This is a genomic window from Enterococcus sp. DIV0187 (assembly GCF_051713785.1).
GTDB classification, from domain to species: domain Bacteria; phylum Bacillota; class Bacilli; order Lactobacillales; family Enterococcaceae; genus Enterococcus_A; species Enterococcus_A avium.
Genome location: NZ_JBIOQO010000001.1, coordinates 1,503,453 through 1,525,175 on the forward strand (window position 1 = coordinate 1,503,453; position 21,723 = coordinate 1,525,175).

General features: G+C 42.6%; 11 protein-coding genes. 5 read left to right on the forward strand and 6 right to left on the reverse strand.

Features of this window, described 5'->3' with window-relative positions; genetic code table 11:
* Positions 1-1,356, reverse strand: a complete 1,356-nt coding sequence (locus IGI52_RS07415; RefSeq protein ID WP_438780869.1) for a glycoside hydrolase family 28 protein — start codon at positions 1,354-1,356, stop codon at positions 1-3.
* A gap of 221 nt (positions 1,357-1,577) precedes the next feature.
* On the opposite strand from IGI52_RS07415, the gene IGI52_RS07420 reads away from it, so the two are divergent.
* The 5 genes from IGI52_RS07420 (at position 1,578) to IGI52_RS07440 (ending at position 7,979) form a co-directional block, all read left to right on the forward strand.
* On the forward strand, positions 1,578-2,591 hold the full coding sequence (locus IGI52_RS07420; protein WP_438780870.1) for a LacI family DNA-binding transcriptional regulator: 1,014 nt from the start codon (positions 1,578-1,580) through the stop codon (positions 2,589-2,591).
* Positions 2,592-2,714: 123 nt separating this feature from the next.
* The gene (locus IGI52_RS07425; RefSeq protein ID WP_438780871.1) at positions 2,715-4,139 is read left to right on the forward strand and encodes a tagaturonate reductase; all 1,425 of its coding nucleotides are present in this window, start codon (positions 2,715-2,717) and stop codon (positions 4,137-4,139) included.
* Positions 4,136-5,635, forward strand: a complete 1,500-nt coding sequence (locus IGI52_RS07430; RefSeq protein WP_438780872.1) for a UxaA family hydrolase — start codon at positions 4,136-4,138, stop codon at positions 5,633-5,635. Before IGI52_RS07425 ends, IGI52_RS07430 begins: the two co-directional genes overlap by 4 nt.
* A gap of 41 nt (positions 5,636-5,676) precedes the next feature.
* Positions 5,677-7,065 carry a glucuronate isomerase gene (uxaC, locus tag IGI52_RS07435; protein WP_438780873.1) on the forward strand — a complete coding sequence of 463 codons (1,389 nt, stop codon included), beginning with the start codon at positions 5,677-5,679 and terminating at the stop codon, positions 7,063-7,065.
* Between the two features lie 74 nt (positions 7,066-7,139).
* Positions 7,140-7,979 carry a sugar phosphate isomerase/epimerase family protein gene (locus IGI52_RS07440; RefSeq protein WP_438780874.1) on the forward strand — a complete coding sequence of 280 codons (840 nt, stop codon included), beginning with the start codon at positions 7,140-7,142 and terminating at the stop codon, positions 7,977-7,979.
* Between the two features lie 380 nt (positions 7,980-8,359).
* On the opposite strand, the gene IGI52_RS07445 is transcribed toward IGI52_RS07440, so the two are convergent.
* The 5 genes from IGI52_RS07445 to IGI52_RS07465 form a co-directional block, all read right to left on the reverse strand.
* Complete coding sequence (locus IGI52_RS07445; RefSeq protein WP_431414454.1) at positions 8,360-8,644, reverse strand: hypothetical protein; 285 nt, start codon at positions 8,642-8,644, stop codon at positions 8,360-8,362.
* Positions 8,645-8,680: 36 nt separating this feature from the next.
* Entirely contained in the window at positions 8,681-9,616 is a 936-nt protein-coding gene (locus tag IGI52_RS07450) for an Rpn family recombination-promoting nuclease/putative transposase (RefSeq protein WP_438780875.1), read from the reverse strand.
* Between the two features lie 193 nt (positions 9,617-9,809).
* Positions 9,810-12,272: a VaFE repeat-containing surface-anchored protein gene (locus IGI52_RS07455; RefSeq protein WP_438780876.1), complete on the reverse strand. Its 2,463-nt coding sequence runs from the start codon at positions 12,270-12,272 to the stop codon at positions 9,810-9,812.
* 13 nt (positions 12,273-12,285) lie between these two features.
* Positions 12,286-13,593, reverse strand: a complete 1,308-nt coding sequence (locus IGI52_RS07460; RefSeq protein WP_438780877.1) for a DUF5068 domain-containing protein — start codon at positions 13,591-13,593, stop codon at positions 12,286-12,288.
* 69 nt (positions 13,594-13,662) lie between these two features.
* Entirely contained in the window at positions 13,663-21,660 is a 7,998-nt protein-coding gene (locus tag IGI52_RS07465; RefSeq protein WP_438780879.1) for a VaFE repeat-containing surface-anchored protein, read from the reverse strand.
* Between the last annotated feature and the right edge of the window lie 63 nt (positions 21,661-21,723).

A 21,723-nucleotide genomic window follows, 5' to 3' on the forward strand; every position in this document is an offset into this window, starting at 1 on the left:
CTAATCAATCTCGCCGATACTAAAAAAATCCGTTGTTTTCCTGATTTGCTTTTCCGTTATCGGCTTATGATCGCCTCGACAGGCGCTTATTTCTACAGCCTCGGTTCCCTCCAAAATAAAGGCAGGACCCTCATAGCCGGTAATTGTTACATGTTCAAAATATATTCTTCGGCTAAACGCAACATAAAAACCTTGTTTGGCTACCGGCTCCATCTCTGACATCATTGCGGGAATCGCAGGAACCGCAGTTTCAGCCATTGAAATATCAATCGAATGAAACGTGATGTCCTCTAAAAATTGCTCGGCTAACCCGAACAAAAAGCCAGCTGAGGCATGGACATTGCGCGCCGTAATATTCTGAAAATGAATCCTTCTGAAAACAGGCGTGCTCTCATCTAGCGGATATGGCCGCTTATCCCAGACACGCTGCTCGTTTCCTTTAGGTCCCCAAAAGTAATAAAGATTCAAGATAAATGGACAGTTCACGTGATCCATCACCAGATTACTAATGCGAATATCTTCGATCGTTCCGCCTCTGCCTCTGCGACTTTTCAGCCGGATGCCGCGGTCGGTTTTCTGGAAAACACAATTGGATATAACGACATTTCGAATACTGCCGCTCATTTCACTGCCAAGCACCACCCCGCCATGCCCATGAACCATAGTACAATTAGTAATAGTAATGTTTTCACAAGAACCCTGATCATTCATCTCTTCCGTTCCCGCTTTTATCGCAATACAATCATCTCCCACATCGATGTGGCAATCACTGATGCGCACGCCTGTGCAGGATTCCGGATCAATCCCATCTGTGTTGGGCGAATCAGGCGGATTTTTAATCGTTACGCCGGAAATCATGACATTTTCACATTTAATCGGATGAATGGTCCAGCTGGGGGCTGCTTTCAGACTGATGTTTTGGATTTTTACTTTGCAGCAGTGATGAAAACTAATTAATTTAGGTCTTGGATAAGCAAGCTCAGGGGATTTTTCTTTGAACAGCTGCCACCATTTTTCTCCCTGTCCATCTAGCATACCCATCCCAGTTACTGAAATATTTTCTGCAGCTTCTGCATAGATACAAGAGGCATAGACAGACTGCTGGACGCCTTCCCAGCGTGACGTAACAACGGGATAATCGGCGGGATCATTTGAAAAGCTCAAAACCGCTCCTGAACACAGATGCAGCTCGATATTACTTTTCAAAAACAGCGGACCGGTTTGATAACGACCAGCTGGCACAACCACTGTTCCTCCGCCAAGTCGACTAGCGGTGTCAATGGCTGTCTGAATTTGTTGGGTATTCGATCGCTGGCTGCAGTCGGCACCAAACTCAAGAATCGATACAGTTGTCAAAATCAATTCCTCCTCTTAATTATAGCTTCTTTAGAAATCGCTTTCACTAATATTTTCAAAATCTTTTTCCTTCCTAACATATCACAGATCATTCTAAATTCCAACAAAATGTTTAACGTGTGCATCATTGCTATATAAGCTTTTTAATTATTTTACTGATTGACAAACGATCAGCTGGATTCTATAATGTTAACGTTAACAAAATTATTTCGAGGTGAACGATGGTTACAATCAAAGACATTGCCAAAATGGCCGGAGTATCCCATACAACAGTTTCCAGAGCCTTGAACGACAGTCCGCTCATTAAAGAAGCGACCAGAAAAAAAATCCAAGAACTCGCTAGTCAAATGAATTACGTACCGAACTTTAACGCAAAAAGTTTAGTCAATCAAAAAAATTATATGATTGGTTTGTTTTTCTCTAGTATTGCAGAAGGTACCAGCTCCAGTTTTCTTGTTGATGTCATCAAGGGCATCCATTCTAAGCTAGACGAAAGCTATGGTCTTTCCGTACAGGGCATTGATGAGATTCAACATATAGAGCACATTAATTTTCAACGGTATGACGGAATTATTGTTATGAGTCAAAGTGACAGCGACCAAGATTTCATAGATTATCTCAAGCAGCAGCAGCTCCCTTTTATCGTACTTAATCGACAACTGGAAGACAAAAGTATCGTCAATATCAGTGCGGATGATGCGGCTGGTGTTGAGACGGCGATCGATTATGCTATCGATCAAGGACACAGAAAAATTGCCTATATTGGCGGAATCGAAGGCTTTCGCTCAGCCAGTGAACGAAAAGCCGGCTTGCTGAGAAGTTTGACTAAGCATCATTTACCTATCAACGAATCCTATTTTTTCGAAGGGGATTACAGTATTGAGGGCGGCTTTCAGGAGATGAAGAAAATGCTCTCGTTGAAAGTCTTACCGACATTGGTGTTCTGTGCAAATGATGACATGGCCATTGGCGCCATTCGAGCAGCAGAAGAAAATGGACTGCAGATTCCAAAGGATATTTCCTTTATCGGCTTTGACGACAGCCCATTTGTTGCTTATTTAAATCCGCCGTTGACTACAGTTCACAAGCCGATCTATAAAATCAGTCAACAAGGCACTGAATTGCTTTTGAGTATGATTGCCAAGCTTCCGATAACGAAGCAGCAAGTCAAAGTCCCTACCCGCTTGGAAATCAGAAAATCAGTCGCTGCTTTGACTCCAGAAAGTGATTCTTGAGAGTAAATTGAATAAGCTCCAATCGTTTGTTTGGTTTTTAGTGTAAGGACATTCCTCTAAAAGGATGTCCTACTCTTAATAATAAAAATGTTCACGTGTGCATAAAAAGAAAGGATGTTAAAAATGAAGCAATTATCAGCAGCAATCGTAGAAAAAGCCCCCGCACTCCCGACAAAGGTCATTCAATTTGGTGAAGGAAATTTCATGAGAGCCTTTATTGACTGGCAGCTTCAGCAAATGAATCAAAAAGGTCTGTTTAACGGCAAGGCTACGATTGTTCAGCCGCTTTCACAAGGTTTGGGCGAGATGTTGAAGGAACAGGATTATCTCTATACCGTTATTCTTGAAGGTCTGATGAATGGAGAAGTTATTAATGAGGCAGAGATTATTACCTCCGTCGAATCAGTCATCAATCCTTATGAAAATTGGGATGCTTACCTTGCTCTAGCAGAAAATGACGACGCTGAATTTATTATTTCCAATACCACCGAAGCAGGTATCCAGTATAACCCAAAGGATACCTTGGAAAACGCGCCGCAGCAAAGCTTTCCAGCTAAATTAACCGCCCTATTGTATAGACGCTTTCAATTGGATAAAGCTGGCTTCACCATTATCCCCTGTGAACTGATCGATCGAAATGGGGAGCGTTTGAAGGAGATCGTTTTGACCTATGCGAAGGATTGGCAATTAGGAGACGCCTTTATTGATTGGCTGAAAACGGAAAATGTCTTTTGCTGCAGTTTAGTTGACAGAATCGTACCAGGCTACCCGCGAGAAACCGCTCAAGAGCTGAATGAGAAACTCGGATACATTGATAAGCTGATGGTCAAAGCGGAGCCCTTCCTGCTTTGGGTCATTGAAGGGCCAGAAAAATTGAGAGACACCTTGCCTTTGGAAAAGGCTGGGCTGAATGTTGTGGTCACAAATGATATGACTCCTTATCGCGAACGGAAGGTCCACTTATTGAATGGTCCTCATACAGCGATGGTTCCTTTGGCGATGCTCGCTGAATTGGACACTGTGGAATCTGTCATGACGGATCAGGATTTTCGACTCTTTGTCGATAATCTCTTTACGGATGAATTGATTCCAGTCCTCTCGCTTCCAAAAGAAGAACTGGTAGACTACTCCGAGCAAATCAAGGAACGCTTCTTGAATCCTTTTGCCAATCATCAGCTGTCGGCAATTTCCTTAAACAGTGTCTCCAAATTCAAAGCACGTTTACTGCCAGTGTTCCTTCAGTATGTTGAAAAAATGCAAACGCTGCCACCATACATGACCGCTGCTCTGGCTGCTCTGATTCTGTACTATCGGGGAGATCGGATCACACCGCAGGACGATCCAGAAGTTCTCTCCATCATGCAATCAGCTTGGAAACAACCGGAAACAGCTGTCTCTTCAATTTTGAGTCAAAGCACACTATGGGGACAAGATCTTACAGAAGTTCCGGGAATAGTCTCGCAAGTAGAAAAGAATTGTGCATTTATCGAAGAGCACGGCTCAAGAGCATTGATCCAAAATCTAAATAAAGGAGAATTGCACCCATGATTGAAACAAAAGCAGCGGTATTGAAGCTGAATCCGCGAGACACCGTCGTAGTCGCGCTTCGCCCAATAACCGCAGGTGAAATCATTGAGATCGACGAAATCAAGCTAACTGCAGAACAAGACATTCCTCAAGGCCACAAGATCGCTCTACAGCCAATGGAAGAAAATCAGGATGTCATAAAATATGGCTACCCAATCGGCCACATGCTCTCACCTGTTGCAGCAGGCGAATGGCTGCATACTCACAATGTAAAAACGAATTTATCCGGCGAACTGGACTATACCTACACACCCGATATCCATCAGGTTCATTACCCGAAAAAGGCGCTGACATTTAAAGGCTACCGCCGCAGTAACGGCAAGGTCGGTATTCGCAACGACCTGTTTATTGTACCTACTGTTGGCTGTGTAAACGGTATGGCTGAGCTGATGCTGAAGCGATTTACCGCAAAGCATCCCGATTTGGGTCCGTTTGATAATATTACGATTTTGAAGCATCCCTATGGCTGTTCGCAATTGGGGACCGATCACGCCAATACTCGTGAGGTCCTGATTGATGCGGTAAAACACCCAAATGCTGGCGGTGTGCTTGTCTTTGGGCTTGGCTGTGAAAACAATACCGTCGATGCTTTCAAAGAAAAGCTCGGCGACTACGATCCTGAACGTGTGAAGTTTTTGATTGCCCAGGATGTTTATGATGAGGTCGAGTCTGGGTTTTTTTTATTAGAAGAGCTCTATGCTGCGGCAAAAAAGGATCACCGGACAAAGGTGCCTCTGGCTGAATTGAATGTAGGCTTGAAATGCGGTGGTTCGGATGGTTTTTCAGGCATTACCGCGAATCCGCTGTTAGGCGCCTTCTCGGATTTCCTGATCGCACAAGGCGGGAGCACCATTCTGACCGAAGTGCCAGAAATGTTTGGGGCAGAGCACATGCTGATGGCTCGTGCTGAAAACGAAGCGGTTTTCGAGAGGATTGTTCAGCTGATCAATGATTTTAAGCAGTATTTCTTAGACTTCGGCGAGCCTGTTTACGAGAATCCTTCTCCTGGAAATAAAGACGGCGGTATTACTACCTTAGAGGATAAATCCTTGGGGTGCACCCAAAAAGCCGGAACCGCGCCTGTTGTAGATGTCCTAGGCTATGGGGAAAAGCTCAAAAAGCAAGGTTTGAATCTTCTGCAGGCGCCCGGAAATGATTTGGTTGCCACCTCTGCCCTCGCTTCGTCAGATTGTCATTTGGTTTTATTTACTACTGGCCGCGGAACGCCATTTGGCGCCTATGTTCCGACAGTCAAGGTGGCGACCAACAGCACGATTTTTGAACGCAAGGGACACTGGATGGATTTTAACGCTGGCACTTTATTAGAGCAGTCGATGGAGACTGTCTTAGAGCAGTTCATCCAAAAAGTGATTGCTGTAGCCAGCGGCGAACCAACGAGAAATGAAGAAAACGACGTTCGAGAAGTCGCCATTTTTAAAACTGGTGTCACGCTCTAAGTCTTGAATACGAGGAATTCTTTTAGAAAGAAGGAAAATACATGTTTTTAAATGATGATTTTTTACTCTCGACAGATTGGGCGAAAAAGCTATATCACGATCATGCCGCTCAAATGCCGATTATTGACTATCACTGTCATTTAGATCCGCAGGAAATTTATGAAAATAAGCCATTTACTTCGATCACAGAGGCTTGGCTAAAAGGCGATCACTACAAATGGCGCCTGATGCGTGCCTGTGGTATTCCAGAATCACATATCACCGGAGATGCTTCCGATTACGAAAAATTTCTAGCCTGGTGTCAGACTGTGCCAAAAACGATCGGCAATCCTTTATATACTTGGACACATCTTGAATTGAAGCGGTTCTTTGGGATTGATTTGCTAGTAAACGAAGAAAATGCAAAGACAATCTGGGAACAAGCAAACAAAAAAATCACCGGCACAAGCTTTAAGCGGCGGGAAATTATTAAAAGCGCCAAGGTAAAAGTCATCTGTACAACCGATGATCCGGCAGATGACTTAAGCTATCACCAATTGCTGGCACAAGAGGAACCAGACTTTAAAGTTCTGCCGTCTTTTCGTCCCGATAAAGCCTTAAACATTGATCAAAAGGGTTTTTCAGCATGGATAAAGTCTTTGGCCGAAAGCACTGGTTCAGATATTTCTACCTATGAGGAGCTGATCGCTGCTCTTGGTAGTCGAATCGATTACTTTCATTCGCTGGGGGGACGTTTGTCTGATCATGCGTTAGATGTTCTTCGTTACAAAGAAGCAGATGCTGCGACCCTAGACTCTATTTTTCAAAAAGCTTGCCAGGGACTGTCCTTATCCCTAGAAGAAATTGATGCCTATCGTACAGAAACCCTGATTCGTTTGATTCATTTTTACCATCAATATGATTGGACAATGCAGCTCCATATCCATGCATATCGCAATTGCAATCAAGTGATGTTTGATCAGCTGGGACCAGATACAGGCTATGATGGCATCAACGATCTATCGATTACGATTCCGCTGCAGAGGCTATTAAATCGAGCAGAAGCGACGAATCAATTGCCAAAAACCATTCTTTATTCTTTAAATCCAAACGACTATCCTGCCTTAACAGCATTAATCGGCTGTTTCCAAAAGGATATCAAAGGAAAAATGCAGCTGGGGTCCGGCTGGTGGTATAACGACACCCGCGATGGCATGCGTCAACAATTGTCTCAATTCGCCAACGGAAGTGTCCTGCATCATTTTGTTGGTATGCTGACGGATTCTCGCAGTTTCTTATCGTATACCCGACACGAATACTTCCGCCGCGTGCTCTGTGAATTTATCGGAGAGATCGTCGCACGCGGCGAGGCTCCAGAGGATGAAGCCTTGTTAGGCGATTTAGTTGAAGCGATCAGTTACACAAATGCCGAAAGCTATTTCAATTTCTAGTTTGCCCGCCCAACGGTCTGTCCGAGTTTTTTTAGACTATTGGATCGTATGTATAAGAAAATAAGGAGGAAAACATGCTACCTTTAAATTTAGGGATTCGTGCCCATGATATCTCGGCGGCTTCTCGTGAAGAGCTAGGCGAAAAACTTGTGGCTCACGGCTTTTCTCATATCCAATTAGCGGTAAAAAAATCCTTTCCCGCTGCATTGCCCAGTCTAGACAGTATCTCTAGCGGTACAGGACACTTCTTCGGTGATTATTTCGCTCGTCTAGGTATCAAAGTTTCGGTCTTAGGCTGCTATGTTAACCTAGCCAGTCCAGATTCAACGGTGCGAAGACAAGCAATCGATCATTTTAAGCAACACATTGCTGTTGCCCCAAGCTTTCAAGCAGCGGTAGTTGGAACCGAAACAGGTAGTGTAGGAAATGGCTATACAACGAAGAACTATACCCATGAGGCTTATCAAACCGCCAGACAATCTGTTGCTGAAATGGTAGCCTATGCTGAAAAATTGGGAGTAATCGTCGGAATTGAGGCGGGCATCAATCATCCTCTATATACCGTTAATTTAGCCAAACAATTGGTTCAAGAGATTCAGTCGCCAAATCTGCGCATCATTATGGACTGTGCAAATCTGATGTCTGTCGAAAATCATCAGCAGCAAGAGAAAGTCATTCATCAGGCCTTGACTGATTTGCGAGACGATATTTGTTCCATGCACTTAAAGGATTTTGTGGTGGCACATGGTCAGATAAAAATCGTTCCCGTTGGTACCGGCTGGATGGACTACTCCCCCATTCTGAAATTTTTAAAATATGACAAGCCCTTGATGTTTGCCAGCCTAGAAGCTACGACTGAAGAGCATTTACCTAAGGCGTTAAGTCATCTTAAAGAACTTTACGCACGAATTTAAACTCTCATAAGATCCTCTAGTTGACCGCCGTTTAATCGTAAAAAGGAGCTGATCGAAAGTCTAAAAGACTTTTGGTCAGCTCCCACTTTTACAAATATTCGGTATTCCAGAAATGACTTCTTCGAAAACAAATCGAAATATAATGAAAATTATTCTAGTAATTTTCATGCCTTCTGATGATCCAATGAGAAGTAACTAATAAGCCCCCTAAATGACGGCCATCACCTTTTGTTTCCGTTGATTTCACAATCTAATCTGCATTAGCCCGGAAACCAACCACTCTCTAATACTGCAAACGCACTTCCTGAAAAATCACCTCTGATAATTAGAAATAGTTCAAAAAAGCTCCATTTTCGTATTTTTTATGATCACTTTTTAAATTACTTCTTAACTGCTAACTCTTTAACAGTATCAACATCTAGTTCGGTCATCTCAGAAATATCTTCGATGGAATAATCTTTCGTTAATAGGTATGTCGCAGCCTTAATTTTCACTTTCCTACTTCCGATTTCTACCCCTTCTGCATATGCCTCCTTGTATGCTTGTTCGTATTTTTCTCTAAGTGCCTCTTCTTTTGCTTGTCCAAGTCCGGCTGTTCCTCCATACAGTTGAGAGATGGCGGCGACAGCGTCGTTAATGACTTTAGTTTTTTTATCAATTCCCATAGACATCTTTTCCTTTCAGGAATAGTAGACAAAGTATCAATCACCATGTTGAGTTTGCAGCTGCTTAACCGTATCAAGCTCCAAGCCAGTAGCTTCCACAACCTGTTCAAGCGGCATCTTCATTTCGATGAGGTTACGCGCAATCAAATATTTCTCACGTTCACGCCCTTGCTTGTCTCCCTTTTCAATGCCTTTTTTAATCCCTTTTTCAATCCCTTTTTCAATCCCTATCCTCTCACTCTCTAGTCGAACAGAGGAGATGACTGCATCGTTTATTGCTTTGGATTTATCGATTTTCATAATCATCTCTTTTTCCTCCCTTCCAAGTTTGTAATAGTCTATTTTTTGTTTCGCTTCTTTGATGTAATCTGGGGCGTCAGCGTGGACTGTACCACTTTTGAAAAAGTATTGCCAATGATAAGCAGCGCTTTGTTGTTCGACTGTTTCGTTTTTTAAGCTAAGGAAACAGGCGATCAGCAGCTCTTTGCCAGTGGTTCCGAGAAAGGGAACCGAACTTTCTTCATTTAGTAAACGGAAGCGTTGCAGAGCGGGCTGTTTTTTGTCAAACAAGTGAAAATCGATAATATTGATTCCATATGCGGGACGTAATGCGGAAAAATTGTTTCCTTTAATAAAATTAGCGGTTTCTAAGTTTCCGAAGGGACTGCAAAATGCTTCCGCCAGATAAAAAATGGTTCGTTCGCGAAAGTACATATGCGGCTGAATCTGACACTCAATCGTGGTGTGACTGCCGTCCTCACCGATCGCTAAGATATCCACTTCGGTGCGGGTGATATCCAGCTCATCAAAGGACTTTTTATAGCTATCGATGTGATACGTTTCTTTTGGCTTCAGTTGCTTGAATTCAATACCGAGTAAATCTTTGACAAATGCCTTTAGTATATGCAGGGAATCTTCAGAGGTAAAACATTTCTTGAACAGTAGATCGTTTGTTGGTAAGTATTTTTGCATCGTTCTCACAGCCTTTCAGATAGGACACGTTTCCACATTGAAAGGCTTTTCTCGCCTACATTATAGCATGGAAATTTGTGTGCCATCTATATTCGTTTACTCTAAAATACGCAAACGAGTAGAGAAGATTGCAAGAATATCGAGACCACAAAAAAGAAGGTGTGACAAATGTTCGGTCACACCTCAATCGTTTTTAAATATTAGTTTCTTTCATTCTACGAAGCACTATCATCAGCCCGCCCAAGACCACTAAAAAGCCGATCATACTTCCCAAGACATTCTGCTTGCTGCCTGTTTTGGGTAAGATTTTGGTTGAATCCGCGGCTTTGTTCTGTTTTCGTTGCCGTGAATATCGCCATTCTACCGCGTGATTGACCGTCGTTTTTTCTGGTGTTATTGATGGTGTTGCTGACGGAATCGAACCAGTGTTCAACTGATCTGATGATTTTGTTGGATCGAAGGTTACAGTTTGATTGGTATCGGATAGCTCCTGATGACTGGCCACAAGGCTTCCGTTACTATTAAAGAGCTGTTCAAAAACAACAAGGGTGATTCTTTTCGTCAACGTCCGAGTCGGAAATTCAAATATTACCTCAGCTATACCGCTAGTCTCAGCTGTAAAAATGGCTTCACTGACAACTGACTTTCCATCAATCTGATAAGGTAGTCCAGTCGTCTGATCCATCAACTGACCCTTGACTGTGTACTTCTGACCAGCGACTAGCTGGTCATAGGTGATTGTGTCTTTGATTTGAATCTTTTCTCCTGCTACTTGTCCCGCAGCCTTGGTTGTAATAGCAGGATAGGTGATTGTTTGGTTTGGATCATTGATCATGGCATGCTTTGCTGCTTCTTCTGCTGCTTGAGTCAAACTAACGAAGACTACTGCTTTTTTCCCCGCAAGACTACTGCTGTCAAAGCTGATGGCTACATCAATTGATCCATTAGGTTTTTTGGCTGTAAATGTTTTATCCATATGAATTTCTACGCCATTAATCAGCAGTGGCTGACTAGTCAAAGGGTCCATCAGAACGGTCTTGATCGTGTACTCTCTACCGACTTCCGCATTATGATAGCTGACCTCTTCCATAATGGTGCTGTTTTTTTGCGCATAGCCTTCATTCGCGTCGGTACTCTTATCTCGTGCTTTACCAGTAATTGTCGTGTTCTTTTGTTCAGACAGCTTTTTATTGGTAAGCTTGACAACTATCTCTTTGGCAGTCGTATCAATACGAAAGGCTTTTTGAATATCTTGCTTTTCATAACCTTCAGGAATCTTGGTTTCTCGCAAAGTATAGGCTCCAAAATCGAGATCTTCAAAAAGAAGGTCTTCACCGGCAACAGTGACTTTGCGTGCAACTAGCTTTCCTTTTTCATCGTACAAGCTAAACTCAGCGCCTCCAATTGTGCTCTTTTCGTCACCCTCGGCATATAGTTGAACGCGTACCTTGCCGTCGGACTTACTAGACAGCTTTTTATTATAGACTCTGAAACGAAACGCTAATGCTTGATAGGTTACATCAAAGCTTTCATCAAAGAGCGGCTGCTCTTCCGTTGATTCTTCATAACCTGCTGGTGCCTTGGTTTGCTTAATGCGATAGCGTTGGCCTGGTCGTAATTCTCTAAAATAAAGCAGTTCCCCCTGTTCTGTCTTTTTTTTCTCTAGCACATTTCCAGCAGCATCGTACAAAGTAAACTCTCCACCTGCCAGAGGCGTTGTCTCTCCAGCGGCTAAGTATTCGATCGCTGCATAGCCAACGTCTGTTCGTTTGGTGTATTTGAACGTATAAGTGGGAAAATCATTTTCTTCAATTTGCTTTAACGTAAGCGGAAAAGAAAATGACACTGTTGGACCTGTATAGCCTTCTGGCGAGCCATTTTTTGTGAGACGATAATGTCCCGCTGGCACATTTTTGATTACCAATTTGCCGTTGCTGTCTGTCGGCGCCGTTTTGTCCAGAAAGATTTCTCCAGTCGCCGTATTCTCAAGCTGATAACAAGCGCCCGCCAGACGCTTAGCAGGATCGGCGTCATCAACACTGATCACATGAATTTCACCAACAGGTACAGCAGTCGACTCCTTCATATTCGTAACCGTATACTCAATTAAAGCAGCTTCCTCCTTGATTTCAAAAGTGACCTTAAAGCCAGAATGCTGGTAGCCAATCGGCGAGTCTGTTTGTTCAAGAATATACGTTCCAAATGGCACATTATCGTATACCAGATCACGATTCAAATCTGTCCAGCCGATAGAAACATACTTGCCACTTACTTCCGTTAATTGAAAGGCGCCGTTTCCTAGACGCAGTTGATTATTTTCCTCATCCAGAAGCCGAACAACGACTTTCCCCGTTTGGTTTACAGTTGCAGTCGCAGAATTCGCCGCTGCTTCTTGTCCTTCTTCGGTGACTTGCGGCGGTGCGTTTGCTTGAGGTTCCTCGGATTGTTCTACAGGTGGCACTGTTGCAGCCGGCTGTGAAGGTTCTGTTGTTTGCTCCGGCGGTTGAACTTCTGGTTCCAATACCTGTTCGCTGCTGGCTGTGGTCTCAACGCTGACCGTGTCCGTTCCCTGCACACCCACACTGAGCATTGGGAAAAGGGTACTGAATAACAATACTATTAGCGCTGCGATTCCCCATATTCTTTTCCTTTTCATTTACTTCTCCCTTCTAATTCTTGAATCGAAATTCGATATCACCTGCTGAATTCATCCGTGAATGGCTTTCATCGTGGATATTGATATTCAGGACAAACTCTTGGTCTTTGTATAATTTGTCATAGGATTCCTTATCAATCGGCACCACAAGATACTTGGTTTGTGTTTCCCCAATTGCCAGTTCACTTGGATAGGCGCGAACTTCTAGGGCGCTTTGACTGATGATGCTGCCCTTGTTGCCGACCTTCAAGCTGCCGGAAGTATCATTAAATTGCAGTATTTCTTTGCCATTGTTTTGAATCGTGACTTTTGCGGTAAGTAGAACGATGCCAGTCTCATAGCGACGGAAACGTGAAGCTTGCTCTTCATTCGGCTCGAACTCGGCGAATTGATAGCCGTCAAGCGTCACCTTTACCCCTTCAAATTCCTTCGTTTCATCGATTTTTTTGTCGACCAGCAATCGTTTCGTGCCCATATTCTCTACGGTTGCTTTATCTTCATAAAGGTGAGAGACGGCTTCTGACTTGGCTTCCCCCTTCGCATCAAAAGGTACCGTTTCCTTTGTCCCTAAGAACAGCGCATCATCAGATTTGAAGCTGCCCTTCTTGGTGAAGATTCCAGGAACCTCTAGAATCGCTTCATTATTATCATCCAGTTTCTCCATTTCAGCGGGCTCCACCGCAAAGGGAACAAAGCCAGTTAGCTCTTCTCCTGCGGCGATTTCACTATCGTTTTGCAGCAGCTCGCTTTCTAAATCTTCTGTAAGCATATTTTTCGTTCGCATCAGACTTGACCGTGAGCCTGTGATGGAAAAGGAAAATCCATTGCCATAATATGCGGCCTTTCCTGTGTCATTTTTAATCGTGACTGCTAATACAATGACGCCGCCTTCTGCATTTTGATCACCAAAGGGAATGCGCAGATTACGTGTGAAATTCTGGATTTTATAGTAACGATAGCCGTTGACCTGTACCTCGACATCATTTTCAGCGTAGATCATTGGATCACTGTTTTCATAAAGCCTATCGAGTGACGCTGTCTCTGTTTTCTCTTCAAGGTCCTTCTCCATGTCCTCCCACGAAATTGAAGGGTTAGAACGGCTCTCCTTCTTCGATTCCACGGTTATGTCAGAGGAGTCGCTACTTTCTTCAATTAGCAATTCCTCCGTATCCTCTTCTGAACGATTTGAATGTTCTTCTGATTTTTTTGTTGCGGATATTTTAGTGGACTCCTGCGGCTCATCATTAGCGGACTGATCTGAGTTGCAGCCGCTAAGCAGCAAAAATGAGACAGTGAGTAAAGCTAAATAAGACTTTTTCATTGTGTACACTCCTTTTTAGTAAAAAATCCACCAAGCCACCTGAAAGGGGCCTGGTGGATCGTTTACTGATTAGTGATTTCTTTTCGCTCTTCTAATATAGACAAAGTAGAAGGTTACAGCTGATCCAATAATAATCAATCCTAGAATGACGAATAGTGGATTCGTTACACTACCTGTTTTCGGTAATGAGCCTCTTGAAGTAGAGGTACCGTAACTATAGGTTCTGCCGCCAGATTTTGTATTGGTGCTTGGCAGTCCAGGTTTTCCTGGTGTATCGTCGCCGACTTCAACAGTTTGATCCTTGTCGTTGATGTCTTCGTGCGTTCCCACTAGATAGCCCTTACTATTGAATAGCTGTTCAAAGACGACTAATGTTTCCTTCTTCGTCAAGGCGCTCTTCGCAAATTCAAAGGCCACTTCGACTGTTCCGCTGGCTGTTTCTGCCACGAAGGTCGTTTCGCCTAAGACCTTCTTACCATCTACTCGGTAAGCAAGTCCGGTTGATTTGTCCATCAAGACTCCTTTGACCGTGTATTTCTTGCCAACAACTAGGTTTTCGTAAGAGACGATATCCTTGATCACAACGGTATTATCAACGGTACTTTCTGACGCTTTTGTACCAACTTTTGGATACGTCACGGTTTGATCCGCATCATTGATATCCGTATGCGTTGCTACTTCTTTATTGTCTGTATAGAGTGTTTCAAAGACTACAACGGTGGCTCCAGCAAGTGCGCTGCCGTCGAAGGTGAATTCTAGATCAATGGTGCCGTTTGGTTTCTTCGCGGTGAAGGTTTTCTCCGCGCGAACTTCTTTGCCGTTTGCTAACAGTGGTTGATTCGTTGCTTTGTCCATCAACACACCCTTAACGGTATATTCCTTGCCGACAATCAGGTTGCGGTAAGAAACCTCATCAGTGATCGTCACGTCCTTCTTGGCTTGTCCTTCGTTGCTTGCAGTGCCTTTGTCTTTGGCTTTGGTTGAAATTTCCGGTGTGTCTGGGTTGAAGGATACGGTTTGATCCGGATCTTCTAAGTCTTCATGGGTTCCGATCACTTTGCCATCAGCATTCAAGACTTTTTCAAAGACCACCAGACTGATTTCTTTGCCTTCAATTGCTTTTTGCGCAAATTCAAAGCTCACTTCGGTGGTGCCATTTTCTGTTTCTGGTGTAAAGGTTGCTTCCGCTGTCACTGCCTTGCCATCAACCTTGAAGGCTTCACCAGTTGCTTTGTCCATCAACGTCCCTTTAACGGTATATTTCTTGCCAACGGTTAATTTTTCGTAGGCTACGATGTCTGTGACAACAATTTTATCGCCAACGGTTTTTTCAGAAGCTTTCGTACCAACCTTTGGATAATCGACACTTTGGTCTTTATCCTCGATGTCAGTGTGAGCTGCTACTTCCTTGCCATCACGGTACAAGGTTTCAAAGACAACGACAGTCTTCCCTTGCAAATCGCCATTGGTGATAACAAATTCCAAATCAACAGAACCATTCGTAGCGTCTGGAACAAATTCTTTTTCCGCACGAACTTCTTTGCCATCTTTCGTTAGGAATGGCTGGTTCGTTGCTTTGTCCATTAAGACACCGCTGACCGTATATGTCTTGCCGATCGTCAAGTTATCATAGTGAACAGTATCGATGATGGATACTTTTTCATCTGCGTAGCCTTCATTGGTGCCTGTTTCGCTATCTTTGGCAGTCGTTGAGATTTCCGGTGTATCTGGATTGAATTCAACTGTCTGCTCAGAATCTTCTAAATCTTCGTGGGTACCGATGACTTTGCCGTCTGCATTCAGAACTTTTTCAAAGACGACTAAGCTGATTTCCTTGCCTTCAATCGCTTTTCGATCAAATTCAAAGGTCACTTCAGTGGTGCCGTTTTCTTCTGTTGGCGTGAATGGCGCTTCAGCTGTTACTGCTTTGCCGTCCACTTCAAAGGCTTTACCCGTTTCTTTGTCCATCAAGGTGCCTTTAACGGTGTATTCCTTGCCAACCGTTAATTTTTCGTAAGATACGATGTCCGTAACTCTGATCGTATCTCCGGCGAATGATTTCGATGCCTTCGTACCAACCTTCGGATAATCCACACTTTGGTTCTTATCTTCAATATCCGCATGGACCGCAACTTCTACGCCTTCACGATATAAGGTTTCAAAGACGACAACTGTCTTACCAGTAAGATCGCCATTGGTAATCACAAATTCCAAATCGATCGTACCGTTAGATTTGTCAGCAGTGAAATCTTTCTCTGCATGAACTTCTTTGCCATCTTTCGTCAGGAATGGTTGGTTCGTTGCTTTATCCATTAGAACACCCTTGACTGTGTAATCCTTGCCGATCGTCAAGTTTTTATAGGTCACGGTATCGATGATCGTTACTTTTTCATCGGCGTTCCCTTCATTTGTGCCTGTTTCACTGTCTTTCGCAGAAGTTTCGATCACTGGTGTATCCGGTTTGAACTCAACAGTTTGCGCGGAATCCTTCAAGTCTTCATGGGTTCCGATGACTTTGCCGTCTGCATTAAAGACTTTTTCAAAGACAACTAAGCTGATTTCTTTGCCTTCAATTGCGGACTTATCAAATTCAAAGGTCACTTCCGTTGTGCCATTTTCCGCTGCTGGCTTGAATGGTGTTTCCGCAGTCACTGCTTTGCCATCCACTTCAAACGCTTTACCGGTTTCTTTGTCCATTAAAGTACCTTTGACCGTGTACTCTTTGCCAACGGTTAATTTTTCATAAGACACAATATCCGTTACTGTAATCTTATCGTCTTTTGTTGATTTTGAAGCTTGAGTGCCAACTTTTGGATAGTCCACACTTTGTTTTTCGTCTGTGATGTCACTGTGAGTCGCTACTTTTTTGCCTTCAGTTTCCAAATCTTCAAAGACTACAACCGTTTTTCCTTGAAGATCGCCATTGGTAATTTCGAAGGTTAATTCGACTGTTCCGCTGGTTTTCTCTGCATCAAAGCTTGTTTCCGCATGGACTTCTTTGCCGTCTTTTGTCAGGAATGGTTGATTCGTCGCTTGATCCATCAAGGTTCCTTTGACCGTGTATTTCTTGCCGATCGTTAAGTTTTCATATTTCACTTCATCAATGATCGTGACTTTTTCATCGGCATAGCCTTCATTGGTACCCGTTTCACCATCTCTAGCAGAGGTTTGAATTTCAGGGATTTCTTTATTCGCTACTTTGTATTCAAAGCTCAACTCGCCAGCAGTAACCTCAAACTCTTTTTCAAAGACTGGTTTTGCTTCTGTTGATTCTTCATACCCTGCTGGGGCTTTCGTTTCCTTCAAAGTATATTTACCATATGCCAAACTATCAAAGACTAACTCTTCACCTTTAACGGTCGTTTTCTTAGCTACTTCATTGCCGTCAGCGTCGTATAAGGTAAATTCCGCATCACCGATCAACGCTTCGGTGGTGTCTCCGTCTTTGTATTTCTTAATGCTGACTTTCCCAGTTTGTCTGCTTGGTGTCGGCACGTTCGCTACTTTGTATTCAAAGTTCAGATCGGCTGCCGTTACTTCAAACTCTTTTTCAAAGACTGGTTTTGTTTCCGTTGATTCCTCATAACCTGCTGGGGCTTTCGTTTCCTTCAACGTGTATTTGCCATACTCAAGATTATCAAAGACCAATTCTTTGCCTTCAACCGTTGTTTGACTAGAAATCTTTTTGTCATCAGCGTCATACAACGTGAATTCCGCATCAGCGATTAACGCTTCTGTCGTATCGCCATCTTTGTATTTCTTGATGGTCACTTTGCCTTTTTCTGGTTCTGGGGTCTTCGCATTGTAAACTGTGTACTCAAAGTCCAGCTTCACGCCGTCTTTCACTTCAAATGTTTCTTTGAAGGTTGGTTTTTCATATCCCGCTGGTGAAGACGTTTCTTCTAAGGTATACGTACCTTCCGCTAAGTTATCAAAGACTAATTCCTCGCCTGCTTTCGTGGTCTTCTTAACTTCTTTCCCTTTTGAATCAGTTAAAGTAAATTCCGCATCGGCGATTAGTGTTTTATCCGTATCGCCTGTTTCATGTTTTTTGATCGTCACCTTACCTGTTGGTTCTGGTGTCTTCGCATTGTAGACTGTATACTCAAAGTCCAGTTTCACGCCGTCTTTCACTTCAAATGTTTCTTTGAAGGTTGGTTTTTCATATCCTGCTGGTGAGGATGTTTCTTCTAAGGTATACGTACCTTCCGCTAAGTTATCGAAGACTAATTCTTCACCTGCTTTTGTCGTCTTGTTAACTGCTACACCTTTTGAATCAGTTAGGGTAAATTCCGCGTCGGCGATTAATGTTTTATCCGTATCGCCTGTTTCATGTTTCTTGATCGTCACTTTACCTGTTGGTTCTGGTGTCTTTGTATTCTTGAAGTTAAAAGTTTGAAGTGTCGATGCATTCCCTGCTGTGACTTCAAAATCAATTGTTTCTTTTGATACATCATAGCCGGTTGGAGCTTTTACTTCTGACAGTATATATTTTCCGACTGGAATATTTGAAATTGTTAGTTCACCATTCGATGCAGTTGGATTACTTTCGGCTAACCATACTTTATCTGTGTCTGCGTTTGTAATCTTGAACGTAGCGCCGGCTAATTTCGTGCTTGCCACGGCACTGTCTACTTTCGTGATCTTCACTTTACCTAGTGGTTCTTCACTCTTCGTGTTTTCGAAATCGAAAGTTTGAAGTGTTGACGCATTCCCTACGGTGACTTCAAAATCGATTGTTTCTTTCGATAAATCATAACCGGTTGGTGCTTTCACTTCTGACAGTACATATTTTCCGACTGGAATATTAGAGATGGTTAGTTCACCATTCGATGCCGTTGGCGCACTTTCGGCTAACCATACTTTGTCCGTGTCTGCATTTGTAATCTTGAACGTAGCACCCGCTAATTTCGTACTTGCCGCGGCACTGTCGACTTTTGTGATCTTCACTTTACCTAGTGGTTCTTCACTCTTCGTGTTTTCGAAGTCGAAAGTTTGTAAAGTAGCGGCATTCCCTGCCGTCACTTCAAAGTCGATTGTTTCTTTTGATAAATCATAACCAGTTGGAGCTTTTACTTCTGACAGTACGTATTTTCCGACTGGAATATTAGAGATAGTTAGTTCACCATTCGATGCAGTTGGCGCACTTTCGGCTAACCACACTTTATCTGTGTCTGCGTTTGTAATCTTGAACGTAGCACCCGCTAATTTCGTGCTTGCTGCGGCACTGTCGACTTTTGTGATCTTCACTTTACCTAGCGGTTCTTCACTCTTCGTATTCTCAAAGTTGAATGTTTGAAGTGTTGACGCATTGCCTGCGGTTACTTCAAAATCGATTGTTTCTTTTGATAAGTCATAACCGTTTGGTGCTTTCACTTCTGACAGTACATATTTTCCGACTGGAATGTTAGAGATGGTTAGTTCTCCATTCGATGACGTTGGATTACTTTCGGCTAACCACACTTTGTCGGTATCTTTATTTGTGATCTTGAACGTAGCACCCGCTAATTTCGTACTCGCTGCGGCACTATCTACTTTCGTGATCTTCACTTTACCTAACGGTTCTTCACTCTTCGTGTTTTCAAAGTTGAAAGTTTGAAGTGTCGATGCATTACCTGCGGTTACTTCAAAATCGATTGTTTCTTTTGATAAATCATAACCGTTCGGGGCTTTTACTTCTGATAGTACGTATTTTCCGACTGGAATGTTAGAGATGGTTAGTTCTCCATTCGATGACGTTGGATTACTTTCGGCTAACCATACTTTGTCGGTATCTTTATTTGTAATCTTGAACGTAGCGCCCGCTAATTTTGTGCTCGCTGCGGCACTATCTACTTTCGTGATCTTCACTTTACCTAGTGGTTCCTCACTCTTCGTGTTTTCGAAGTTGAAAGTTTGAAGTGTTGACGCATTCCCTGCTGTGACTTCAAAATCGATTGTTTCTTTTGATAGGTCATAACCGTTTGGTGCTTTTACTTCTGACAGTACGTATTTTCCGACTGGAATATTAGAGATGGTTAGTTCTCCATTCGATGCCGTTGGATTACTTTCGGCTAACCATACTTTATCTGTGTCTGCGTTTGTAATCTTGAAAGTAGCACCCGCTAATTTTGTACTCGCTGCGGCACTGTCGACTTTCGTGATTTTCACTTTACCTAGTGGCTCTTCGCTCTTCGTGTTTTCGAAGTTGAAAGTTTGAAGTGTCGATGCATTGCCTGCGGTTACTTCAAAGTCAATTGTTTCTTTCGATAGGTCATAACCGTTTGGTGCTTTTACTTCTGATAATACGTATTTTCCGACTGGAATATTAGAGATGGTTAGTTCTCCATTCGATGCAGTTGGATTACTTTCGGCTAACCATACTTTGTCGGTATCTTTATTTGTAATCTTGAACGTAGCGCCCGATAATTTCGTACTTGGCGCGGAACTATCTACTTTCGTGATCTTCACAGAACCTTTAGATTCATGTTCTTTTTCTACTTCAGTCTTACTGTTACCCGAAAAATTAACAACCAAACTATCTTTACTTAAAAGACCTATACTTTGCCTTGAAGAGACTTCAGACGGTGTATACAAAATATAAGATGTTGCTTTAGTTTTACCACTAATTTCTATTTTATATTCACCATCACCAGTGACATACTGTTCAGGAATTCTTATCTTGAAGTTAACAAGTTGTTTATAATCTTTTAGTTCGCCAATCTTAGTATTATTCTCATCATAGACGGTGGCCTGTTTATTTACACTAGAATAATTTGGTCCACTGCTGATTTTTAATCCTATGCTTTCCAAATTAACCTGAAAGAGTTGTTCGTCTACTCGGTAAAGTCCAGTTTCATAGTATCCAGATTGCTCACCATTTCCTGGTACATAAGTCATTTTCTCAGACTCAGAATTAATATCTATTTTATGACTCCACGAACTACCATATGCATCCAGCATCTCATTAACTCTATTGATTAGAGTAACAATTCTTATTACTGCTTGCTTCCCTTGTATTGCTGCTGGTTCTGAATCATATCGAGGATCAGATAATCTAGGATCATTCAATCCCAAATTGGCATCCACATAAGTATCATCACCCGCCATCGCCCAAATAGCCATTTGTCTTACAGCATAATCCTCATCGCTTCCCTCTGGGTACCCCGTATCTAAACTCATTAACGCAGCTAATTGTACATCCCAATAATCAAAATCCACTACGTAATTAGGAACAAGTCCATTTTTATCATATTGGTGTCCATCTGGATAACCTTTGTTGTAATTAAGACAATACGCTGTTTGCTTTACTCCATTTTCCAGAACGTAGAGTTTCTTGAAAGAATTTGGACGGAGTCCTGAATCACCCTTTAGAATATAGAGAAATGATGGGGCTGTATTTCCATCAGTACCACAAACAACTCCACTCCTAATGTCCCCCGATGCGATTAGTACGTCATTCTTTTCTGTTGTATCACTATCCGACTGTCCAGCTGTCGCTTGTTTTGTCTTGATCGCTGCTAGACTCACTTTAAACGTCTTAGAAACATCTTGCGTGTGATCGCTTGATAATACCAACTTTGCTTCTTTGTTCGTTGATTTCACAGTTAGCGGAAGACTTAATTCAAATTCTTTTTCTGCTTCTTCTACTTGTGAGAAATCAACCTTAAAGCTGTCATCTGAAAGTTTGATTACTTGAATGTCTTCACTTGGTGCTTTTATGTCATCATCTAAGACAAAATCACTATTCAGTTTGAAAGTAATCACTTTCTCCGAACTTTCTTGTAGATTACTGAAGATTCCTTTCAGATTTGCGGTAAAGGATTCGTCCGCTTCTAAGGTATCCTTTCCATCAGTATCGATATCTTGTAACTCAATCTTTGGTTGTTCCTCGACTTTTTCTAAGCTGCTTTCTAAAGTTCCACTTTCCAAAGTTTGGCTACTTTCATTTAAACCAACTTTTGGTTCTTGACTGCTATCTGTGGCTACTTCCTCCGCAATCACACCAACCGGTGATGTCAGCGTATTAGCCAATATCGCGACTAATGCCAGCTTCGCGGATAGTTTTCCTCGAAAAAACTTTTTCATCTTGTTCCCTCCTGTGTCATCCTATTTTTTATCTCTTATTATTTCTGCTTAACTACCCCTTTT